Here is a 16072-nt window from a genome sequence, read left to right on the forward strand (position 1 = left end):
GCGGTTCAACGAAATCGTTGGGCGCAACCAGAGGCTGCACCCACGCGCAGCGGGCGCTCAGCGGTCCTGCTGGTAGCCCTGATTGGTGGTGTTCACCTTGGAATTTCCGGCCTGGCCGACCTTGTCCGGATCCTTTGTCTGAGATCCGGACCGACCCTGGGTGAGCGGCGCCTCCGTGGCGCTACCGGGCCCCTTGTCGGAGCGGTTGGCCGGAGGAACAGGCGGTGGCTTGGTCGTCATGTGTACTCCGCGGTGCCCAATGTGGGGCCAACCCGACAAGATCCGCATCGTTCCGCACCAGGCTTATTTGGCCACGCTTGACAGCTAAGCCTCGCGCGCAGTGCCGAAAGAGCACAAATATACGTTCTACTTCCCGAGAAGACGCCGCGATCGATCGGCACCGGCGGCATCTATACTGCGGTGACACGCGAAACAATGATCGCCGGGTCGGGTTGTCGAAGCAGGGGCCAGAGCTCCCGAGGATTTCTCAGAACGTGAATCCGGTCCGCGCCGTCGGAAAACGTCGGCGGGTGTGAGACCCGGCCGGATCGATTCAGCCGTCGAAGCGGCGGTCCGCCTTCCTGTTCGGCGCAGCGCGTCGAGACCCGTGCATCGCGGGCGCCTCGCCACCTTTGCAAGGAGCGTCATCATGACCGACTTTCCGAAGCCGCCCTTCGATCGGCAGCGACAGCTCACCCCGCCGGCCCGCGACACAGACATGGACCCGCGCCCGGATTACGGCGAGGCGCATTACCGCGGCTCCGGCCGGCTCGCCGGCCGCAAGACGATCATCACCGGTGCGGATAGCGGGATCGGCCGTGCGGTGGCGCTGGCCTTCGCCCGAGAGGGGGCGGATGTGCTGATCAGCTACTACGACGAGCACGACGATGCCCGCGAGACCTGCCGCTTGGTGGAATCGGCAGGCCGCACCGCCGTCGCCATGGCAGGGGACATCAAGGACCCGAAACATTGCCGTGCCATCGTCGACAAGGCGGTGGCGGCGTTCGGGCAGGTCGACGTGCTCGTCAACAACGCCGCGCACCAGAAAACCTTCGCCAATCCGGAGGAGATCTCCGATGAGGAGTGGGAGGTCACCTTCGCGACCAACATCCACGCGATGTTCTATCTGGTGAAAGCCGCTCTGCCGCACATGAAGGCCGGAAGCGCGATCATCAACACCACCTCGGTAAACGCCGATACGCCCAGCCCGCAATTGCTGGCCTACGCCACCACCAAGGGCGCGATCCAGAACTTCACCGGCGGCCTGGCCCAGCTGCTGGCGGAGCGCGACATCCGGGTGAATTGCGTGGCCCCCGGGCCGATCTGGACGCCGCTCATCCCCTCCACCATGCCGGAGGAGAAGGTGCGTACCTTCGGCTCGCAGGTGCCGATGAAGCGCCCCGGCCAGCCCTGCGAACTCGCCCCGGTCTACGTGATGCTGGCCAGCCCGGAATCGAGCTACGTCTCCGGCGCCACCGTCGCGGTGACCGGCGGCAAGCCGATTATCTGACCCGAGCCCGCTCCTTCTTCCCAGGAAAGCATCGATGACCCAGAATCCGGCCGATCCGAAACCATCCGCCCGACCGAACCTCCGCAGCTTCAGCGCCAATGCCGACCGAAACGGTCAGGATCTCGGGCAGGACGAAGCCCGGGATCTCGGCCGCCCGGCGGAACTCGAGCGTGAGCGCCAGTCCGATCCGAGCTGGGAGGCCGAGGTCGCCCGCATCGCGTCGGGGCAGCAGCGTCTCGACGCGGTGGGCGGCGGCAGCGTGGCCTCGGTCGAAGCGACGGAGGCCGAGACACCGCCCGAGAACCTCCGCCATCTCGGCGACGCGAGCACCGGCCCGCAATCATCCTGACCTCGCGAGGAGGACCGCGGGACATGATCCCGACCCGTATCCATGCCGTCAGCGACTATGTGTTTCCGGCCCTGATCGCAGCGCTGTCGCGGCGGCCGGGGCCGTGACCGATGGGCTGTGTGCCCTGTTCCTGCTGAGCGTGCTGCTGACCATGATCGCGCTGCTGGCCTTCTTCGGCAGCCGGCATGCCACCGGCCTCATCCTCATCCGATCCATGTCGGCCGGCTAGGGCGGACCGGCAGATTCTGCCGCTCGGCGAATCCTGCCGGAAGGAAGCCCCGGAGCATTGTTGAAATCATTGGGAGAATCCTGGAACGGTCCATGCCTGCCCTCACCGAAAGCGGTCGCGGAGGCGTACCATGTCGGTGAATGCGGTTACGGGCAGTTCTCTCCAGCGGGATCTTGTCAGCGCCCTGAGGCAGGCGCGCGCGGCGAATGCCACGCGTCTCGACATCGGCACCGCCGCGGCGGCGAGCCAGGCGACCGGCACAGCGGCCGACGCGGGGAGTACTGCCCAGGCCGCCGGCACAGCCTCGACACCGGCTATGTCGAACGATCTGATGGCGTCGCTCCTGCAACTGCAATCCGACTTCAGCCAGATGGGTCTTCAGAACGGCGTCACGGCGCCGGCGGAAGCCACGGCCAATGCTGACGACACGTCCACGACCGGCACGGCGCCGGACCAGGCCGCGGCCGGCGCCGCTCCCGTCCACCCTCATCGCGGCCACCATGGCCATCGGCCGGTTTCGGATGAGACGCAGAACGGAGAGGCCGAGCAGACCGGCAGCGCGTCGGATGCGTCCTCGTCCGCGAGCACGCCTGCCAGCGCGACGCCGACCGGCGAAGCCGCGGCGGCGACGGGCAGCGGGAGCGACCTGCAATCCTTCCTGCAACAGGTGACGAAAGCGATCACCGCCTATGCGACCGGCGGCCCTCTCGGCATCGCGGCCGCGCTCACCAGCAGCACCAAGGCTTGATAACCCCGGGCGTGCGTGGCGTCTGGAGCCGCGCCGTGACCTCTGGCATGATCCGACGAACCGGAGATCGCCATGCCCCTGACCGTCCTCGTGATCGTCGGCAGCGTTCGGACCGACCGCATCGGTATCCGCGCCGCCCGCTTCCTGATCGCGCAGCTTGAGGCGCGCGGCCACGTCGCTCCGCTGGTCGATCCGGCCGAGCTGAAGCTCCCGCTCCTGGACCGGATGTACAAGGAATACCCGGCCGGGACCGCGCCGGAGCCTCTGCAGCGGCTCGCCGAACTCTTCCGCCGTGCCGACGCCTTTCTTGTGGTCACGGCCGAGTACAACCACGGCGTCCCGCCGGCGCTGTCCAACACCCTCGATCACTTCCTCGAGGAGTATTTCTGGCGGCCCTCGGCCATCTGCTGCTATTCGGCCGGCCAGTTCGGCGGCGTCCGGGCAGCGATGCCGCTGCGGGCGATGCTCGCCGAAATGGGCATGTCCAGCATCCCCTCGCTCTTGCCGGTCCCGCGGCTCCATAAGGTCATCGATGCGCAGGGCGTCCCCACCGAGCCGTGGCTCGCGACGGCGGCCGCCCGCTTCCTCGACGAGCTGGAATGGCACGCCGAGGCGCTGCGGGATCGGCGCCAGCGCGGCACGCCGTACTGAGAAGCGGGGGCGCCGGCGGCCGGAACGCGCGACGCGCCGCGTCACCCGCAAATCAGCACTATTCGCGCAGCGACACGCGCCTTCAAACGCGCGAATCTGTGCGATGACGCTATCGAAGAGGCGCATTTAATACTCGAATTGCACAAATACTCAGCATATGATTGCAGAACAACTTTGCACGGGCGATCCACCGAAACGGTGAACCCGCGGAGCGAGGAGGTCGCGAGACAGTATTACGCTGTTGCAAAAAGGTGGCTGCACATGGCGTCGAAGTATGAGAGCTTGGCCGTGTTCCCGAACCCGGACCGATTCCGATGAAGATCGACGAGAGGGCGCTCCTGCTGGAGCGCGTGCGGACGCTTGTCCTGCGCCATGCCCTGGAAGCCGTGCTAGACCGCCTTGCCTCGGTCGCGCGCGAAGCTGGGAAGGATGCCGAAGCGGAATTCCTGAACCTGGAGCAGTCGCTCGTCACAGCGGCCCGCAGCCTCGCGGATCGGGCCAGCGCGCAGAAACTGGCAGTTCTGGTCGCCGTCGAGGACGCGAGCACGACCATCCGGGCCGCCTTCGACAACGCGCATGAGCGCCTCGATGTGCTGCGGCCGACCCACCTCACGCTCGTTGAACCGACCGCGGCCGTCGCCGCCTAGAGGCGGCGCGGCTTCGAGCGTGGCCGCCGGTTTAGGGAACCGGTGCCAGCAGGTCGCCCCTCGATGCATCCGGCAGCGCTGCGGTCGGCTTCCGAAGCGCGGATCGCCGTGACCGGTACTCTTCGCTGGTAATTGTGCCCTTCGGTATGGCCCGATAGCCGGAACGTCGGTCCGAGCAGGCTCGGCCGATGCCCGGCGGGTCACTGCTTGGCGCGGTTGATGATCGCCCAGAGAACGCGCGCGACCGGCTCGGTGACGGTGCGGCGATACTTGCGGTGAACCAATTGGCCGTTGTGGAAGACGTCCTGCTCCACATAAAGCCGCTCGCCGTCCCAGCGGACGATGTTGTCGGACTCGATGGTCTCCTCGACGCCGAGATCGCCTCGGAGAATCGAGTTGCCTGTCTGGGTCAGCATACGCGCGTCCTCGTTCACGCAGTCGGTTCCACCCGGGAAGCGCCATCGCGGCCCGTGCAGCGCGATCCCAGGCAACCCCCGACGCCGTGCAGCATAGGAGCGCATCGGTGCACATGCCAGCGGCGCGGTGGACGCATTCGACCTGCCGTCACGTCACGCCGGCCTGTTGCCGCGTTCGAAGGCCCGGGACCACGCTTAACGTTACCCATGTGCGCTTTGGCACGTCCAGCTCGACCGTGAGGTGCGATGCTTCACATGCGCATCCGGTCTGCATGCACGACGCAGGCTGAAACGGACGCGCAACGGAGGCGTCCATGCTCGCTCGCCCGTTCCGCCTGTTCGCTCCGGCGCTGGCGGCCCTCGGCCTCGTGGCACTGCGCCTCGCGAGCCCATTCGTAGGGCCGGTATCGCCCCAGCAGCCCAGCGCCTCCGAGGATGCCGGCGTGGTCTTCCGGCACTATCTCTGACGTTCAACCGCGTCGGCTGAGGACGGAAGCCGGACTCGGCAGCGGACAGGAGGCTCCGGCCGCAGGGCCGAGGACGATGTCCCCCTGGCGCGGATTGTTCACCGTGAACGGCGCCGTCTCCTGAAGGCCGATGAAGCCGCGCCCGAGCTGCGGGACGAACAGGTCGCCGCCGAACCGGACGAAGCAGCGGTCGAGCACCGCCTCATAGTCGAAGGTCCGTTGGGTGACCGGGGCCCCGCCCGCCTGCGGCATGCCGCAATAGCCCGCGATATCGATTTGGCCTGGCCGCGACAGCCGCACCGGCAGGGACCGACCCGGCAGCAGCGTCGCGGGGGGCCCGCCGTCCTGGCGGGCGACCAGAACGAGGTTCGACCGGTTATAGACGCGGCGCAGGCAATCCGCCGACGCGCTTGAGACGACCGAGGCCGCCCCGGCTATGCCGAGCACGAGGGTGGCCCATGCGCATGCTACCCGCTTCGTCACCGCAATTCCTCCGCCGGTCGGGCGCTCGATCGGTCGACGCCGTCAATGATGCCGTCCAAGACTTGAACAGCGGCCAGCTTGGCCGCGCAAGACGAACGCGGCAAGACCAAGGGCGTTCACGCGCGTCGCTTAAATTCCCGTTTGGCTGATGGTCGCGGAGCGCGTCTTCCCGCTCAGCGTCGCTCGTAGAGCAGGCGGGCGCGGATCGTGCCCGGAATGGCGCGGATCTCGGCGAGCAGCGCCTCCGCATCCGCATCGGTGGCGTCCGTCTCCAGCACCACGTAACCGACCTCGCCGTCGGTCTGGTAGAACTGCGCGGCGATGTTGACGCGGCCGCGGGAGAACACGTCGTTGAGGCGCCCGAGCATGCCGGGCAGGTTGCGCTGCACGTGGATGAAGCGCGTCCCAGTCGGACGTGCCGGGAGCTGCACCTGCGGGAAATTCACGGCGCCGCCCGTGGAGCCGATGTCGGAATAATCCACCAGCTTGCGCGCCACCTCGGAGCCGATGCGCTCCTGAGCCTCCTCGGTGGAGCCGCCGATATGCGGAGTCAGGATCACGTTCTCGAGCCCCTGGAGGGGGCTCACGAAGGGTTCGGCGTTGGAGCCGGGCTCCACCGGGAAGACGTCGACGGCCGCGCCCTTGAGATGACCGTCGCGCAACGCCGCCGCCAGCGCCTCGAGATCGACCACGGTGCCCCGCGCGTTGTTGATCAGGAAGGCGCCGGGCTTCATCGCGCGGATCTCGGCCGCGCCGATCATGTTGGCGGTGGCTTCGGTCTCCGGTACGTGAAGCGAGACGACGTCGCTCTGCGCCAGGAGCGCCTTCAGCGTCTCGACCGGCTCGGTGTTGCCGTGGCGCAGCTTATCGGTGTGGTCGTAATACAGAACCCGCATGCCCATGGCTTCGGCGAGCGTGGAGAGCTGCGTCCCGATATTGCCGTAGCCGACGATGCCCAGCGTCTTGCCGCGGACCTCCAGAGAACCTGTGGCCGACTTGTCCCAGCGGCCGGCGTGGGCGCCGACCGAGCGCGGAACGATCCGGCGCAACAGCATCACGATCTCGCCGATCGTCAGCTCCGCCACTGAACGTGTGTTGGAGAAGGGGGCGTTGAAGACCGGAATGCCCAGGTGGCGGGCCGCCTCCAGATCGACCTGGTTCGTGCCGACCGAGAAGCAGCCTACCGCCAGGAGCCGGTCCGCCGCCTCGAAGGCGGCCGCATCGAGCTGCGTGCGGGAGCGAATCCCGATCATGTGCACGCCCTGGAGCGCCTCATGCAGGGTCTCCCGGTCGAGCGCCTTCGGCAGCCGGGTCAAGTTGGTGTAGCCGGCTGCCCGCATCAGCGTCACGGCGCTGTCGTTGATGCCCTCGAGCAGGAGGACCCGGATCTTGTCCTTCGGCAGGGAAAGCTTGTCGGGTATCATGGGCATCGATCGTCCGGCATCAGGTCGTTGGGGCCGAAGCCCGCCGACCCTGGATTCGCGGGGTCAGGGAATAGGAGGCCGCAGTGTGCGTTGCAACATCGCGCGACGCCGGCCGGCCCCGCCAGGCCGCAGCCCCGCCCTCGCCCTGCTGCATGGCTTCGGTAGAAACGACCCGACCAGCCTGCTGCCGGATATTCAGGCAGCTCAAAGTGTCTTGAACCGGGCTCGCAGACGGAACTTGACATCGCCTCGTGGCTTGTAGGGCTCTCTACTGTAACGACCCGCCTTCCGGCACGACCGGACAGCGACCTGCCTCACGGTCCTCGACGATGCACATTCGCACCGGCTTCTCGATCGCCTTCGATACGTTCGGCCCAACGCCGATGAACCTGCTCCTCAACGTACGGCCGGAGCGTAGGCACGATCTCGTGACCCCGGAAGTGATTACGTTCGACCCTCCGGTCGTGGCGACGCAGCACGTCGATGCCTTCGGCAATGTCTGCACCCGTATCGTTGCACCGGGCGGGCGGATCACCATGGCGACGGATTTCACGATCGCCGACAACGGCGTGCCGGACGATCAGGCACCGGATGCCCGGCAGGTTGCCGTGCAGGATCTGCCCGAGGAAGTCCTGCAGTACCTGCTCGGTTCCCGTTACTGCGATACCGACAAGCTCTCGGGCATTGCGTGGTCCCAGTTCGGCGGCACGCCGGAAGGATGGGCCCGGGTTCAGGCGATCGTCGACTTCGCCCACTCGCGTCTGCGCTTCGACTATCAGCAGGCCGATGCCACCCGCACTGCCTTCGACGGCTACAATCAGCGCGTCGGGGTCTGCCGCGACTTCGCGCATCTGGCGATCACCCTGTGCCGGTGCATGAACATCCCGGCGCGCTACGCCACCGGCTACCTCGGCGATATCGGCGTTCCGAAGGACCCGGCGCCGATGGACTTCTCCGCGTGGTTCGAGGTCTTCCTCGAAGGGCCCGACGGGCCGCGCTGGTACACGTTCGACGCCCGGCACAACCGGCCCCGCATCGGCCGGATCGTCATGGCCCGCGGCCGCGATGCCACCGACTGTGCCCTGACCACGAGCTTCGGCGCAGCCCATCTGGTCCGTTTCGACGTCCATACCGACGACGTGACCGCAGCACCGGAAGCGCTGGCTCGCGCCGCCTGAGGCGACCGGGCGTTAGACGGTCTCGACGATCCCACGAACGGGTGCCGGGCTGTTCGCCAGGTGCAGGAACGTCGGATCGAACTCCGCGACTTCCGTCAGCGCATCCCAGTCCTCGATGGTCAGGATGCCACCGCTCAAGGTGACGAGGCCGCGGCCCCGCAGGGTGCGCAGAACCCTGTTCAGGTGGACGCTGGTCAGGCCAAGGGCATCGGCGAGCTCGGATTGCTTGGGGACAAGGGGGCAGCTCAGATCGCGCGCGAGCCCGACGGCCTTCTGTCGGAGATACAACTCGCAGAACAGGTGGGCGACGCGACCGAGGGCCTGACGCCGCCCGAGACTGGTGATCCGCTCGCGGTAATGGGCGGCATCGATGAGGCTGTCGCGCCAGAGAGTGGCCGCCAGTCCCGGGTTCCGCAGAAGGACAGGGCGCAGATCGTCATGTGCGATCAGCGCGACGACGCTGGCCGTCAGCGTGGCGAGGTTGTGATCCATCCGGTGCAGGTGGAGGCTTTGCAGGTCCGGCAGGTCGCCCGCGATGTAGAACGACAGGATCTGACGCCCACCTTCGGACAGGGCCGCGTATCGATAGACCCAGCCCTGCAGGACCAGACAGCTGTGGTTTGGCCGGTCACCGAACCGGACGATGTCGTGGCGGGCCGGCAGGTTCCGGACCGTGTGGGGCAGATGGAGGAGCGCGTCGCGGTCGGATTCCGCGAGGCGCGCGATGCTGTCGAGCTTGCGCGCCAGCATCTCCATCGGGGTGTTGTACCCGTCCGGCATCGGCTGGTCAGGTCCGGAATCGCGGCGCGCGCAGAGCTGCACGCTGAGGCCTGTCACGACGAAGTCGGGCAGCGCGAAAGTCGAGGTCAGGACGCGGCACGCTTCTCCCCCACATGGCCCCGGATCGCCGGACCGGCCCGGATCCCGGGCAACCGGGCCGGCCCCTGGCGCCCGGCGGATATAGCGCCGGCAAGTGTCCACCCGGGGACAGACTTGCTGCATCTGTTGCCGGCGGCAAGACCCCCCTTCCTCAGTGCCCCAATATCCGCCCGCCGAGCCTAAAACCCTCATCGGTTGAAGTCGCAAGGGTGATGTTGTAAGGGACGCGCGTCCTCCCGGATCCGCCTTCGCGCGCACGTCTTCTGGCGCGCCCGCAGGGCCACTGGCGGGACCGCCCTCGTCATCCGTATCGACGCGTCGGCAAGCCGGTTCCCGCGGGACCGGCCGCCTCTCCCGAAAGACTCCGGGGAGGCCGCGGCGAACGGGGGCGCCTGCAACGCGAGCCGCCGACGCAACGGGCCTCCGCCGGAGGCCGTTCAGGAGACAGAATGACCGCAGGTACCGCTCTGGGGCATAGCCCGAGCCGCGACGATTTCGCCGCACTCCTCGAGGAGAGCTTCCTCGAACACGAGATCACCGAAGGGTCCGTCGTCAAGGGTCGCGTCGTCGCGATCGAGAAGGACGTGGCCGTCATCGACATCGGCGCCAAGACGGAAGGCCGTGTCGCGCTGAAGGAATTCACCGGTCCCGGCCGCGAGGGCGAGCTGAAGGTCGGCGACGAGGTCGAGGTCTACGTCGACCGGATCGAGAACGCGCTCGGCGAGGCGGTCATCTCGCGCGACAAGGCGCGTCGCGAGGAGAGCTGGGTCAAGCTCGAGAAGTCGTTCGAGAACAACGACCGCGTCACCGGCACGATCTTCAACCAGGTCAAGGGCGGCTACACCGTAGACCTGGACGGCGCCGTGGCGTTCCTCCCGCGCTCGCAGGTCGACATCCGTCCGGTCCGCGACGTCACCCCGCTGCTCGGTACCCCGCAGCCGTTCCAGATCCTCAAGATGGACCGCCGCCGCGGCAACATCGTCGTGTCGCGCCGGACCGTGCTCGAGGAGAGCCGCGCCGAGCAGCGCTCCGAGCTGGTGGCCAACCTTGAGGAAGGTCAGGTCATCGACGGCGTCGTCAAGAACATCACCGAGTACGGCGCCTTCGTCGATCTCGGCGGGATCGACGGCCTGCTGCACGTCACCGACATGGCGTGGCGCCGCGTGAACCACCCGTCCGAGGTCGTGACCATCGGCCAGACGGTCAAGGTCAAGATCATCAAGATCAACCACGAGACGCACCGCATCTCGCTCGGCATCAAGCAGCTGCTGGCCGATCCGTGGGAGGGCATCGCCGCCCGCTACCCGGAGGGCGCCAAGCTCAAGGGCCGCGTGACCAACATCACCGATTACGGCGCCTTCGTGGAGCTGGAGCCGGGGATCGAGGGCCTGATCCACGTCTCCGAGATGAGCTGGACCAAGAAGAACGTCCATCCGGGCAAGATCGTCTCCACCTCCCAGGAGGTCGAGGTTCAGATCCTGGAGGTCGATCCGGTCAAGCGCCGCATCTCGCTGGGCCTCAAGCAGACCCTGCAGAACCCCTGGGAGGCCTTCGCCGAGAAGCACCCGGTCGGTTCCGAGGTCGAGGGCGAGGTCAAGAACAAGACCGAGTTCGGCCTGTTCATCGGCCTCGAGGGCGATGTCGACGGCATGGTCCACCTGTCGGATCTCGACTGGAACCGTCCCGGCGAGCAGGTCATCGAGGAGTTCAAGAAGGGCGACATGGTCCGCGCCCAGGTTCTCGACGTCGACGTCGAGAAGGAGCGGATTTCGCTGGGCGTGAAGCAGCTCGGCGGTGACCCCTTCGCCGAGGCCGGCGAGATCAAGAAGGGTCAGATCGTCACCTGTGAGGTGGTCGAGGTGAAGGATGCCGGCGTCGAGGTGAAGATCGTCGACACCGACATGCAGACCTTCATCCGTCGCGCCGAACTCGCCCGCGACCGTGGCGACCAGCGCCCCGAGCGCTTCGCCACCGGCGAGAAGTTCGACGCCCGCGTCGTCCAGTTCGACCGGAAGGCCCGCCGCGTGCAGGTCTCGATCAAGGCCCTCGAGGTCGCCGAGGAGAAGGAGGCCATGGCCCAGTTCGGCTCCGCCGATTCGGGCGCCTCGCTCGGTGACATCCTCGGCGCCGCCTTCAACAAGAAGCGCTCCGACGACGAGTAAGACGCCGCCATCCGCCGCCCGGCCGGTCCGGGCGGCGGATCCGCAATACCGAAACCCGCGCAGGACCAATGTCCTGCGCGGGTTCTTTTTTTGGTCCGACAATTCAAGGTAGTCGACGACCGATCCCAGGTCGAGCCCGACCGTCCCAGGCGACAGCGACGGGCCACCCCGACATTTTCTTCGCGCGCCCCATATCCACGCCCGCAGTAAATGCTCTAGAACACCGGCCTCGCACGGCTCGGACCGAGCGAGCCGAAGGAAACCAAGGACTTGCCCGGCGCGGGGACGCGGCTCCCGCACCCCGTCGAGGGGCCGGCCGGAGGGCTTTAGGGGAAGCGACTGCATGGCAGCCGATGCCGAACTGCTGATTGACCGGCGGCGCCTGCGGCGCAGATTGTCCCTCTGGCGCGTGCTCGGCGTCGGCGGGCTCATCGTGGCGGTCGGAGCCCTCGGCTACCGGGTGCGGTCGGGAGCGGATGGCGCGTTCGCGGTGCAGCCGCAGATCGCCCGCATCTCGGTCTCAGGCTTCATCGCAGGCAGCGAATCCACCGCCAAGCTGATGAAGCGGGTGGGCGACTCCGACGCCGTGAAGGGCGTCGTCGTCTCGATCAACTCGCCCGGCGGCACGACCACCGGATCGGAGGAGATCTTCCGCAACCTGCGGGCGCTCGCCGCCAAGAAGCCGATCGTCGCCTTCGTGGACGGCACCGCCGCCTCCGGCGCCTACATCACCGCCATCGCGGCCGATCACATCGTCGCGCGCGAGACCAGCTTGGTCGGTTCCATCGGCGTGCTGTTCCAGTATCCCGATTTCTCTGGGCTCCTGGACAAGGTCGGCGTGAAGGTCGAGTCGGTGAAATCGTCACCGCTCAAGGCCGAGCCCTCGGGATTCACCCCGACCTCGCCGGAGGCGCGCGCCGCGCTGGCCTCCGTGGTCGGCGACACCTATGCGTGGTTCAAGGGCCTCGTGGCCGAGCGCCGCGGCATGGATCCGTCCCAGCTCAACACCGTGTCGGATGGCCGGGTGTTCAGCGGGCGCCAGAGCGTGCCGCTGAAGCTGGTGGACGAACTCGGCAGCGAGCGACAGGCGGTGGCGTGGCTGGAAAGCGCCCGCGGCGTCCAGAAGAATCTGCCGATCAAGGATTGGAAGCCCTCGTCTGAGAGCAACTTCTCCCTTTGGTCGGCCGCCGGAATCGGCGCAGACCTTCTGGGCCTGGACGGCCTTGCGGCGCGGCTCAGGACCGTCGGCGCCGAAGCACAGGCCGCGCAGGGTGGGATGCTCGCCCTCTGGCGTCCGGAACCCTGAACGACCGCCGCCGCGCAGCCCGCCCCGATCCCGCGAGAAGACTAGACGCCATGATCAAGTCGGAGCTCGTCCTCAAGATCGCCGAGCAGAACCCGCATCTCTACCAGCGCGACGTGGAGATCCTGGTCAACGCGATCCTCGACACCATTTCCGATGCGCTCGCTCGCGGCGACCGGGTCGAGCTGCGCGGCTTCGGCGCCTTCTCGGTGAAGCGCCGCGAGGCGCGCCGGGGACGCAACCCGCGCACGGGTGCCGCCGTTGCCGTGTCCGAGAAGGCGATCCCGGTGTTCAAGACCGGGAAGGAGATGCGCCAGCGCCTCAACGCCGCGGGGATCGGCGAGAGTGCCTCGGCGGCCGAGTAGGAAGGACCTGAGAGCGCGATGATCCGTTTTCTGAAGAGCCTCGTGCTGCTGCCGATCGCCGCTTTGGTGATCCTGCTGGCGGTGGCCAACCGCGCGCCGGTGCAGCTCTCCTTCGATCCGTTCAACGCGGACGCGCCGGTCTTCAGCGTCGCCCTGCCACTTTACGCGATCCTGTTCGGTGCGGTTGCGCTCGGGATCGTCGTGGGCGGCATCTTCACCTGGCTGGGTCAGGGCAAGACCCGCGCCCGGGCGCGCTATCATCGCCGCGAGGCCGTCCGGCACGAACGTGAGGTGTCGCGGCTGCGGGCCTACGCGCCGGACAGCGAGACTTCGAGCCCCTACACGGTCCCGAATACCGGCCGGACGGCGCTGCCAGCGCCGCGGTAAGCCTCTCCCGATCAGCGCGACGGCGCCGAACACTTATCGCGGACGTCGCGCGGCCGCCACGAACGCCGCGATCTTGGCCGGATCCTTCGCGCCAAGCGCCGTTTCGACCCCGGACGAGACATCGACGGCGCCGATTCCCGTGCGGCGGAGGGCATCGGCGACGTTATCGGAATCGAGACCGCCCGACAGCATCGTGCCGGACGGAAGCGCGGCGCCGCGCAGGATTTCCCAATCGAAGCACCGGCCGTTGCCGCCCGGCAGGGTGGCCTCCGGCGGCGCCTTGGCGTCCAGCAGGATCCGGTCGGCGATCGCCGCGTAAGCCGGCAGGAATGCGAGATCCGCGGGCGTCGCGATACCGATCGCCTTCATCACCGGCCGGCCGGTCCGGGCGCGGATCGCCGCGACGCGCTCCGGGCTCTCGCGCCCATGGAGTTGGATGAGATCCGGGTCCACGGCCTCGAGCGCCGCGGCAAGCAGAGCGTCGTCCGGATCGACGAGCAGGATCACCCGCTCGGCCCGCCCGCGGGCGCGGGCCGACAGGGCAGCGGCCCGGTCGAGCGCGACGTGCCGAGGGCTGCGCGGGAAGTGCACGAGGCCGATCCAGTCCGCTCCGGCCTCCAGGGCGGCGGTCAGGGTCTCTTCGGTGCTGAGCCCGCAGATCTTGACGCGGGTCGTGGGCGCGGATTGGAAGGCCATCCAGCTCCTATAGCCGATCCCGCGGCGCCGATCAGGCCCGCGCTGCTGTCGATCACCGCCGCGCGGGCCGAGGCTCGCACATCAGGCAAGACGCATCCCAGATCGGCCGACGATTGCGCCGGGGTCGAGACCGCGCGCCCGTTTCTCCCATTCATCCCGGGATCGGGTGGCGGAGCCCGGGATCCGGACATGTCGACGCGCTAAGAACACGCCCCGGCCATGGTTCAGGGCTGCCCGCCTCTGGCATGCCCCAGCGGGTCCAGGCTTGACTGCGGCCCACCCTGATCGACGGCGGGTGGCATCGATGGGGAGCCCTCAGGCCGCGCGAGAGAAGAATCGCAGCGCTGCATCCAAACCGACGACGCCGGCCCGGCTCCCGGCACGAACAGGAACCGCGCTAGTACAGCGCCGGCACGAAGACGTTCGGGATCGGGAAGCCGCTGAAGACGATTTTCCCGTCGACGAGCCGAAGGGGCGGAAGTGCCTTGAGCGGAGTCGCATCGGCTGGCGCGTCGGGGCTCGGACGCCGGCTGAGCCCCAAGAGGCCGCCGACCAGCTGGCCCACCAGGGCGCCCCTGTCGGAACCGAAACGCTGACCGACGATGCTGCCGACCAGCGCATCGACGCCGGCCGCCCGCAGATCGATCTGGCCCGCCGGGCGATGGCCATTGTCGAGGGCGAGGGTGCCCGTGGCCTGGACGCGCTGCGCCCCCTTGGCGAGCGCCAGAGCGGTGAGATCCAAGGTGCCGCCGGCCCGACGCCAGCGCTCCAGCTCGCGTTCCACCGTCCCGGTCTGCAGCACGGTGGCCTGTGTCAGGGTCGCGTCCAGGGCCAGATCGGCCGGGTCCTGGCTACCGGTGACCGCGTCGAGCTGCGGCACCGCGGCCTGGTTCAGGCGCAGGCTGACATCCACGGCGCCGTCGGATTCGTAGCGGCCGGGGCTCGGCCGCGCATGGAGTTCAAGATGCCGGCCCGCGACCGCGATCGGACCGGGCTCGGCGCCCTTCACGGTGACGTTCGGTTTGTCGACGACCAGCGAGGCTCGGGTGAAACCCTCCGCGGCGCCGTGGAAGCTGCCCTGAAGGGCTCCCCAGGAAGCATCACCGATCAGATCGCCCTGCTCGACATGGAACGGGCCGACGCTCTCGAACACGACGAGACGGGGCTGGTAGATCTGCACCACTGCGGTGCTCGGCCCGAGGCGGAAACGTCCATCGGCTCGGTCGAGGGTCACGCCGCTGCAGCGCAGCTCCAGACGGAACGGATACCCGCCGAGGGCGCGATCCGTGCAGGTCCAGGTGCGCCCGGCCGCCGCCTCTCGTGCGGTCCAGCCGTCGATCTCGCTGGCCGCGCGCTCCCGCATCCACAGCCAGCCGGCCGACCATCCGACCAGCACGATCGTCAGCAGGATGTAGGGGAGGAACAGCCCGAGCCGGGACCGCCGTGCGCCCGGTCCCGGGGCTGTCTGGGCGGCGCCCTCCGGCCGCGTCCGATCCTGCACCATGCGTTCCGCTCCCCGACCCGGTCTCCGCAGAGACATCGCGGCCCCGCCTTGAGGCCACGCAAGGGGCGAAACTGGGGCAGTAGCGCCCTGGGTCGACCGCCGCCAACCAGATCCGACTGCGCGTCGCGTTTCCGGTCAGACCTGCGCCGGCTCGACGGTGTCGACCTGCAGATCCTCGACGATCGCCACCCGCTCGGCCTCGTTCTCGGCAAGGCGATGCACATGCATCTCGGTGGCGCCCCGGCGGCGGACACGATCCAGCCAAGTCCGACGCAGATGATCGCGCGGGCTCTCGCTGGAGCTGGCCACCGAGACCATCTCGGCAATGCCGGCATTGTCCCGACGCACGGCGATCACCACGGCCTGCGCCATCTCGTCGAGCTCGAAGCCCCCGGCCGGATGGACCCCGACCACGTAGCGCCGACCGGACCGGCCGCGCCAGGCCGAGAGCGGAAGCGCGGGGGAGCCGCGAAGACCTGCGGTCGTCTTGAGGCGTTCTTCACGCACGTCCTGCCTCCGGCTGCGATCGTCCTTCAGGTCGCGAAGCGCGGCCGACCAGGACAGGGCTCTTCTGTTCGCCATTTGTTCCAACCTAACGCGCGATATCCACAGGCGTCAAGGGCGACGTTCCTAAGAGCGGATGTGGTGATGATGCCCGTTATCCACAAGCGGAG

The 16072-nt window shown here is 68.1% G+C and carries 20 protein-coding genes; 12 read left to right on the top strand and 8 right to left on the bottom strand.

Annotation, left to right across the window (positions count from 1 at the left end; translation table 11 throughout):
- Window positions 1-57: 57 nt before the first annotated feature.
- Window positions 58-240 (bottom strand): hypothetical protein, encoded by a 183-nt coding sequence (locus CIW48_RS01770; RefSeq protein ID WP_149308496.1) that lies wholly within the window; start codon window positions 238-240, stop codon window positions 58-60.
- Window positions 241-649: 409 nt separating this feature from the next.
- Here CIW48_RS01770 and CIW48_RS01775 point away from each other — a divergent pair, with 409 nt between their 5' ends.
- The 6 genes from CIW48_RS01775 to CIW48_RS01795 all read left to right on the top strand — a co-directional run bounded on the left by CIW48_RS01775 (window position 650) and on the right by CIW48_RS01795 (window position 4134).
- Window positions 650-1510 carry an SDR family oxidoreductase gene (locus CIW48_RS01775; protein WP_149308498.1) on the top strand — a complete coding sequence of 287 codons (861 nt, stop codon included), beginning with the start codon at window positions 650-652 and terminating at the stop codon, window positions 1508-1510.
- Window positions 1511-1544: 34 nt separating this feature from the next.
- A complete protein-coding gene (locus CIW48_RS01780) occupies window positions 1545-1859 on the top strand; it encodes a hypothetical protein (protein WP_149308500.1) in 315 nt (104 codons plus the stop codon).
- Between the two features lie 103 nt (window positions 1860-1962).
- Window positions 1963-2088: a hypothetical protein gene (locus tag CIW48_RS34450; RefSeq protein ID WP_281407327.1), complete on the top strand. Its 126-nt coding sequence runs from the start codon at window positions 1963-1965 to the stop codon at window positions 2086-2088.
- 331 nt (window positions 2089-2419) lie between these two features.
- Entirely contained in the window at window positions 2420-2836 is a 417-nt protein-coding gene (locus tag CIW48_RS01785; protein WP_246695089.1) for a hypothetical protein, read from the top strand.
- A gap of 72 nt (window positions 2837-2908) precedes the next feature.
- Window positions 2909-3487 carry an NADPH-dependent FMN reductase gene (locus CIW48_RS01790; RefSeq protein ID WP_149308504.1) on the top strand — a complete coding sequence of 193 codons (579 nt, stop codon included), beginning with the start codon at window positions 2909-2911 and terminating at the stop codon, window positions 3485-3487.
- Between the two features lie 314 nt (window positions 3488-3801).
- The gene (locus tag CIW48_RS01795; protein WP_149308506.1) at window positions 3802-4134 is read left to right on the top strand and encodes a hypothetical protein; all 333 of its coding nucleotides are present in this window, start codon (window positions 3802-3804) and stop codon (window positions 4132-4134) included.
- A gap of 200 nt (window positions 4135-4334) precedes the next feature.
- Here CIW48_RS01795 and CIW48_RS01800 read toward each other — a convergent pair whose 3' ends face one another.
- On the bottom strand, window positions 4335-4550 hold the full coding sequence (locus CIW48_RS01800) for a hypothetical protein (protein WP_091785939.1): 216 nt from the start codon (window positions 4548-4550) through the stop codon (window positions 4335-4337).
- Between the two features lie 314 nt (window positions 4551-4864).
- Between CIW48_RS01800 and CIW48_RS33075 the strand changes: the two genes are divergently transcribed.
- The gene (locus tag CIW48_RS33075) at window positions 4865-5017 is read left to right on the top strand and encodes a hypothetical protein (protein WP_173009151.1); all 153 of its coding nucleotides are present in this window, start codon (window positions 4865-4867) and stop codon (window positions 5015-5017) included.
- A gap of 3 nt (window positions 5018-5020) precedes the next feature.
- On the opposite strand, the gene CIW48_RS01805 is transcribed toward CIW48_RS33075, so the two are convergent.
- Both CIW48_RS01805 and serA read right to left on the bottom strand, forming a co-directional pair.
- Window positions 5021-5500: a hypothetical protein gene (locus CIW48_RS01805; RefSeq protein WP_149308508.1), complete on the bottom strand. Its 480-nt coding sequence runs from the start codon at window positions 5498-5500 to the stop codon at window positions 5021-5023.
- Between the two features lie 173 nt (window positions 5501-5673).
- A complete protein-coding gene (gene serA, locus CIW48_RS01810; protein ID WP_149308646.1) occupies window positions 5674-6924 on the bottom strand; it encodes a phosphoglycerate dehydrogenase in 1251 nt (416 codons plus the stop codon).
- 329 nt (window positions 6925-7253) lie between these two features.
- Between serA and CIW48_RS01815 the strand changes: the two genes are divergently transcribed.
- Window positions 7254-8102 (top strand): transglutaminase family protein, encoded by an 849-nt coding sequence (locus tag CIW48_RS01815; protein WP_149308510.1) that lies wholly within the window; start codon window positions 7254-7256, stop codon window positions 8100-8102.
- Between the two features lie 12 nt (window positions 8103-8114).
- On the opposite strand, the gene CIW48_RS01820 is transcribed toward CIW48_RS01815, so the two are convergent.
- Complete coding sequence (locus CIW48_RS01820; RefSeq protein ID WP_149308649.1) at window positions 8115-8882, bottom strand: Crp/Fnr family transcriptional regulator; 768 nt, start codon at window positions 8880-8882, stop codon at window positions 8115-8117.
- A gap of 548 nt (window positions 8883-9430) precedes the next feature.
- Here CIW48_RS01820 and rpsA point away from each other — a divergent pair.
- The 4 genes from rpsA (at window position 9431) to CIW48_RS01840 (ending at window position 13198) form a co-directional block, all read left to right on the top strand.
- Window positions 9431-11143 (top strand): 30S ribosomal protein S1, encoded by a 1713-nt coding sequence (gene rpsA / locus CIW48_RS01825; RefSeq protein WP_091785953.1) that lies wholly within the window; start codon window positions 9431-9433, stop codon window positions 11141-11143.
- A 343-nt stretch (window positions 11144-11486) separates the two neighbouring features.
- Window positions 11487-12449, top strand: coding sequence for a signal peptide peptidase SppA (gene sppA / locus CIW48_RS01830; protein WP_149308512.1), 963 nt, complete (start codon window positions 11487-11489; stop codon window positions 12447-12449).
- A gap of 50 nt (window positions 12450-12499) precedes the next feature.
- Window positions 12500-12811 carry an integration host factor subunit beta gene (locus CIW48_RS01835; RefSeq protein ID WP_091785957.1) on the top strand — a complete coding sequence of 104 codons (312 nt, stop codon included), beginning with the start codon at window positions 12500-12502 and terminating at the stop codon, window positions 12809-12811.
- An 18-nt stretch (window positions 12812-12829) separates the two neighbouring features.
- A complete protein-coding gene (locus CIW48_RS01840) occupies window positions 12830-13198 on the top strand; it encodes a LapA family protein (protein WP_149308514.1) in 369 nt (122 codons plus the stop codon).
- A gap of 33 nt (window positions 13199-13231) precedes the next feature.
- Here CIW48_RS01840 and CIW48_RS01845 read toward each other — a convergent pair whose 3' ends face one another.
- The 3 genes from CIW48_RS01845 to CIW48_RS01855 all read right to left on the bottom strand — a co-directional run bounded on the left by CIW48_RS01845 (window position 13232) and on the right by CIW48_RS01855 (window position 15980).
- Complete coding sequence (locus tag CIW48_RS01845; protein WP_149308516.1) at window positions 13232-13894, bottom strand: phosphoribosylanthranilate isomerase; 663 nt, start codon at window positions 13892-13894, stop codon at window positions 13232-13234.
- 397 nt (window positions 13895-14291) lie between these two features.
- The gene (locus tag CIW48_RS01850) at window positions 14292-15398 is read right to left on the bottom strand and encodes a DUF2125 domain-containing protein (protein ID WP_149308518.1); all 1107 of its coding nucleotides are present in this window, start codon (window positions 15396-15398) and stop codon (window positions 14292-14294) included.
- 135 nt (window positions 15399-15533) lie between these two features.
- Complete coding sequence (locus tag CIW48_RS01855) at window positions 15534-15980, bottom strand: hypothetical protein (protein ID WP_091785964.1); 447 nt, start codon at window positions 15978-15980, stop codon at window positions 15534-15536.
- Between the last annotated feature and the right edge of the window lie 92 nt (window positions 15981-16072).

The organism is Methylobacterium sp. P1-11 (assembly GCF_008329595.1).
In the GTDB taxonomy this organism is placed as follows: Bacteria; Pseudomonadota; Alphaproteobacteria; order Rhizobiales; family Beijerinckiaceae; genus Methylobacterium.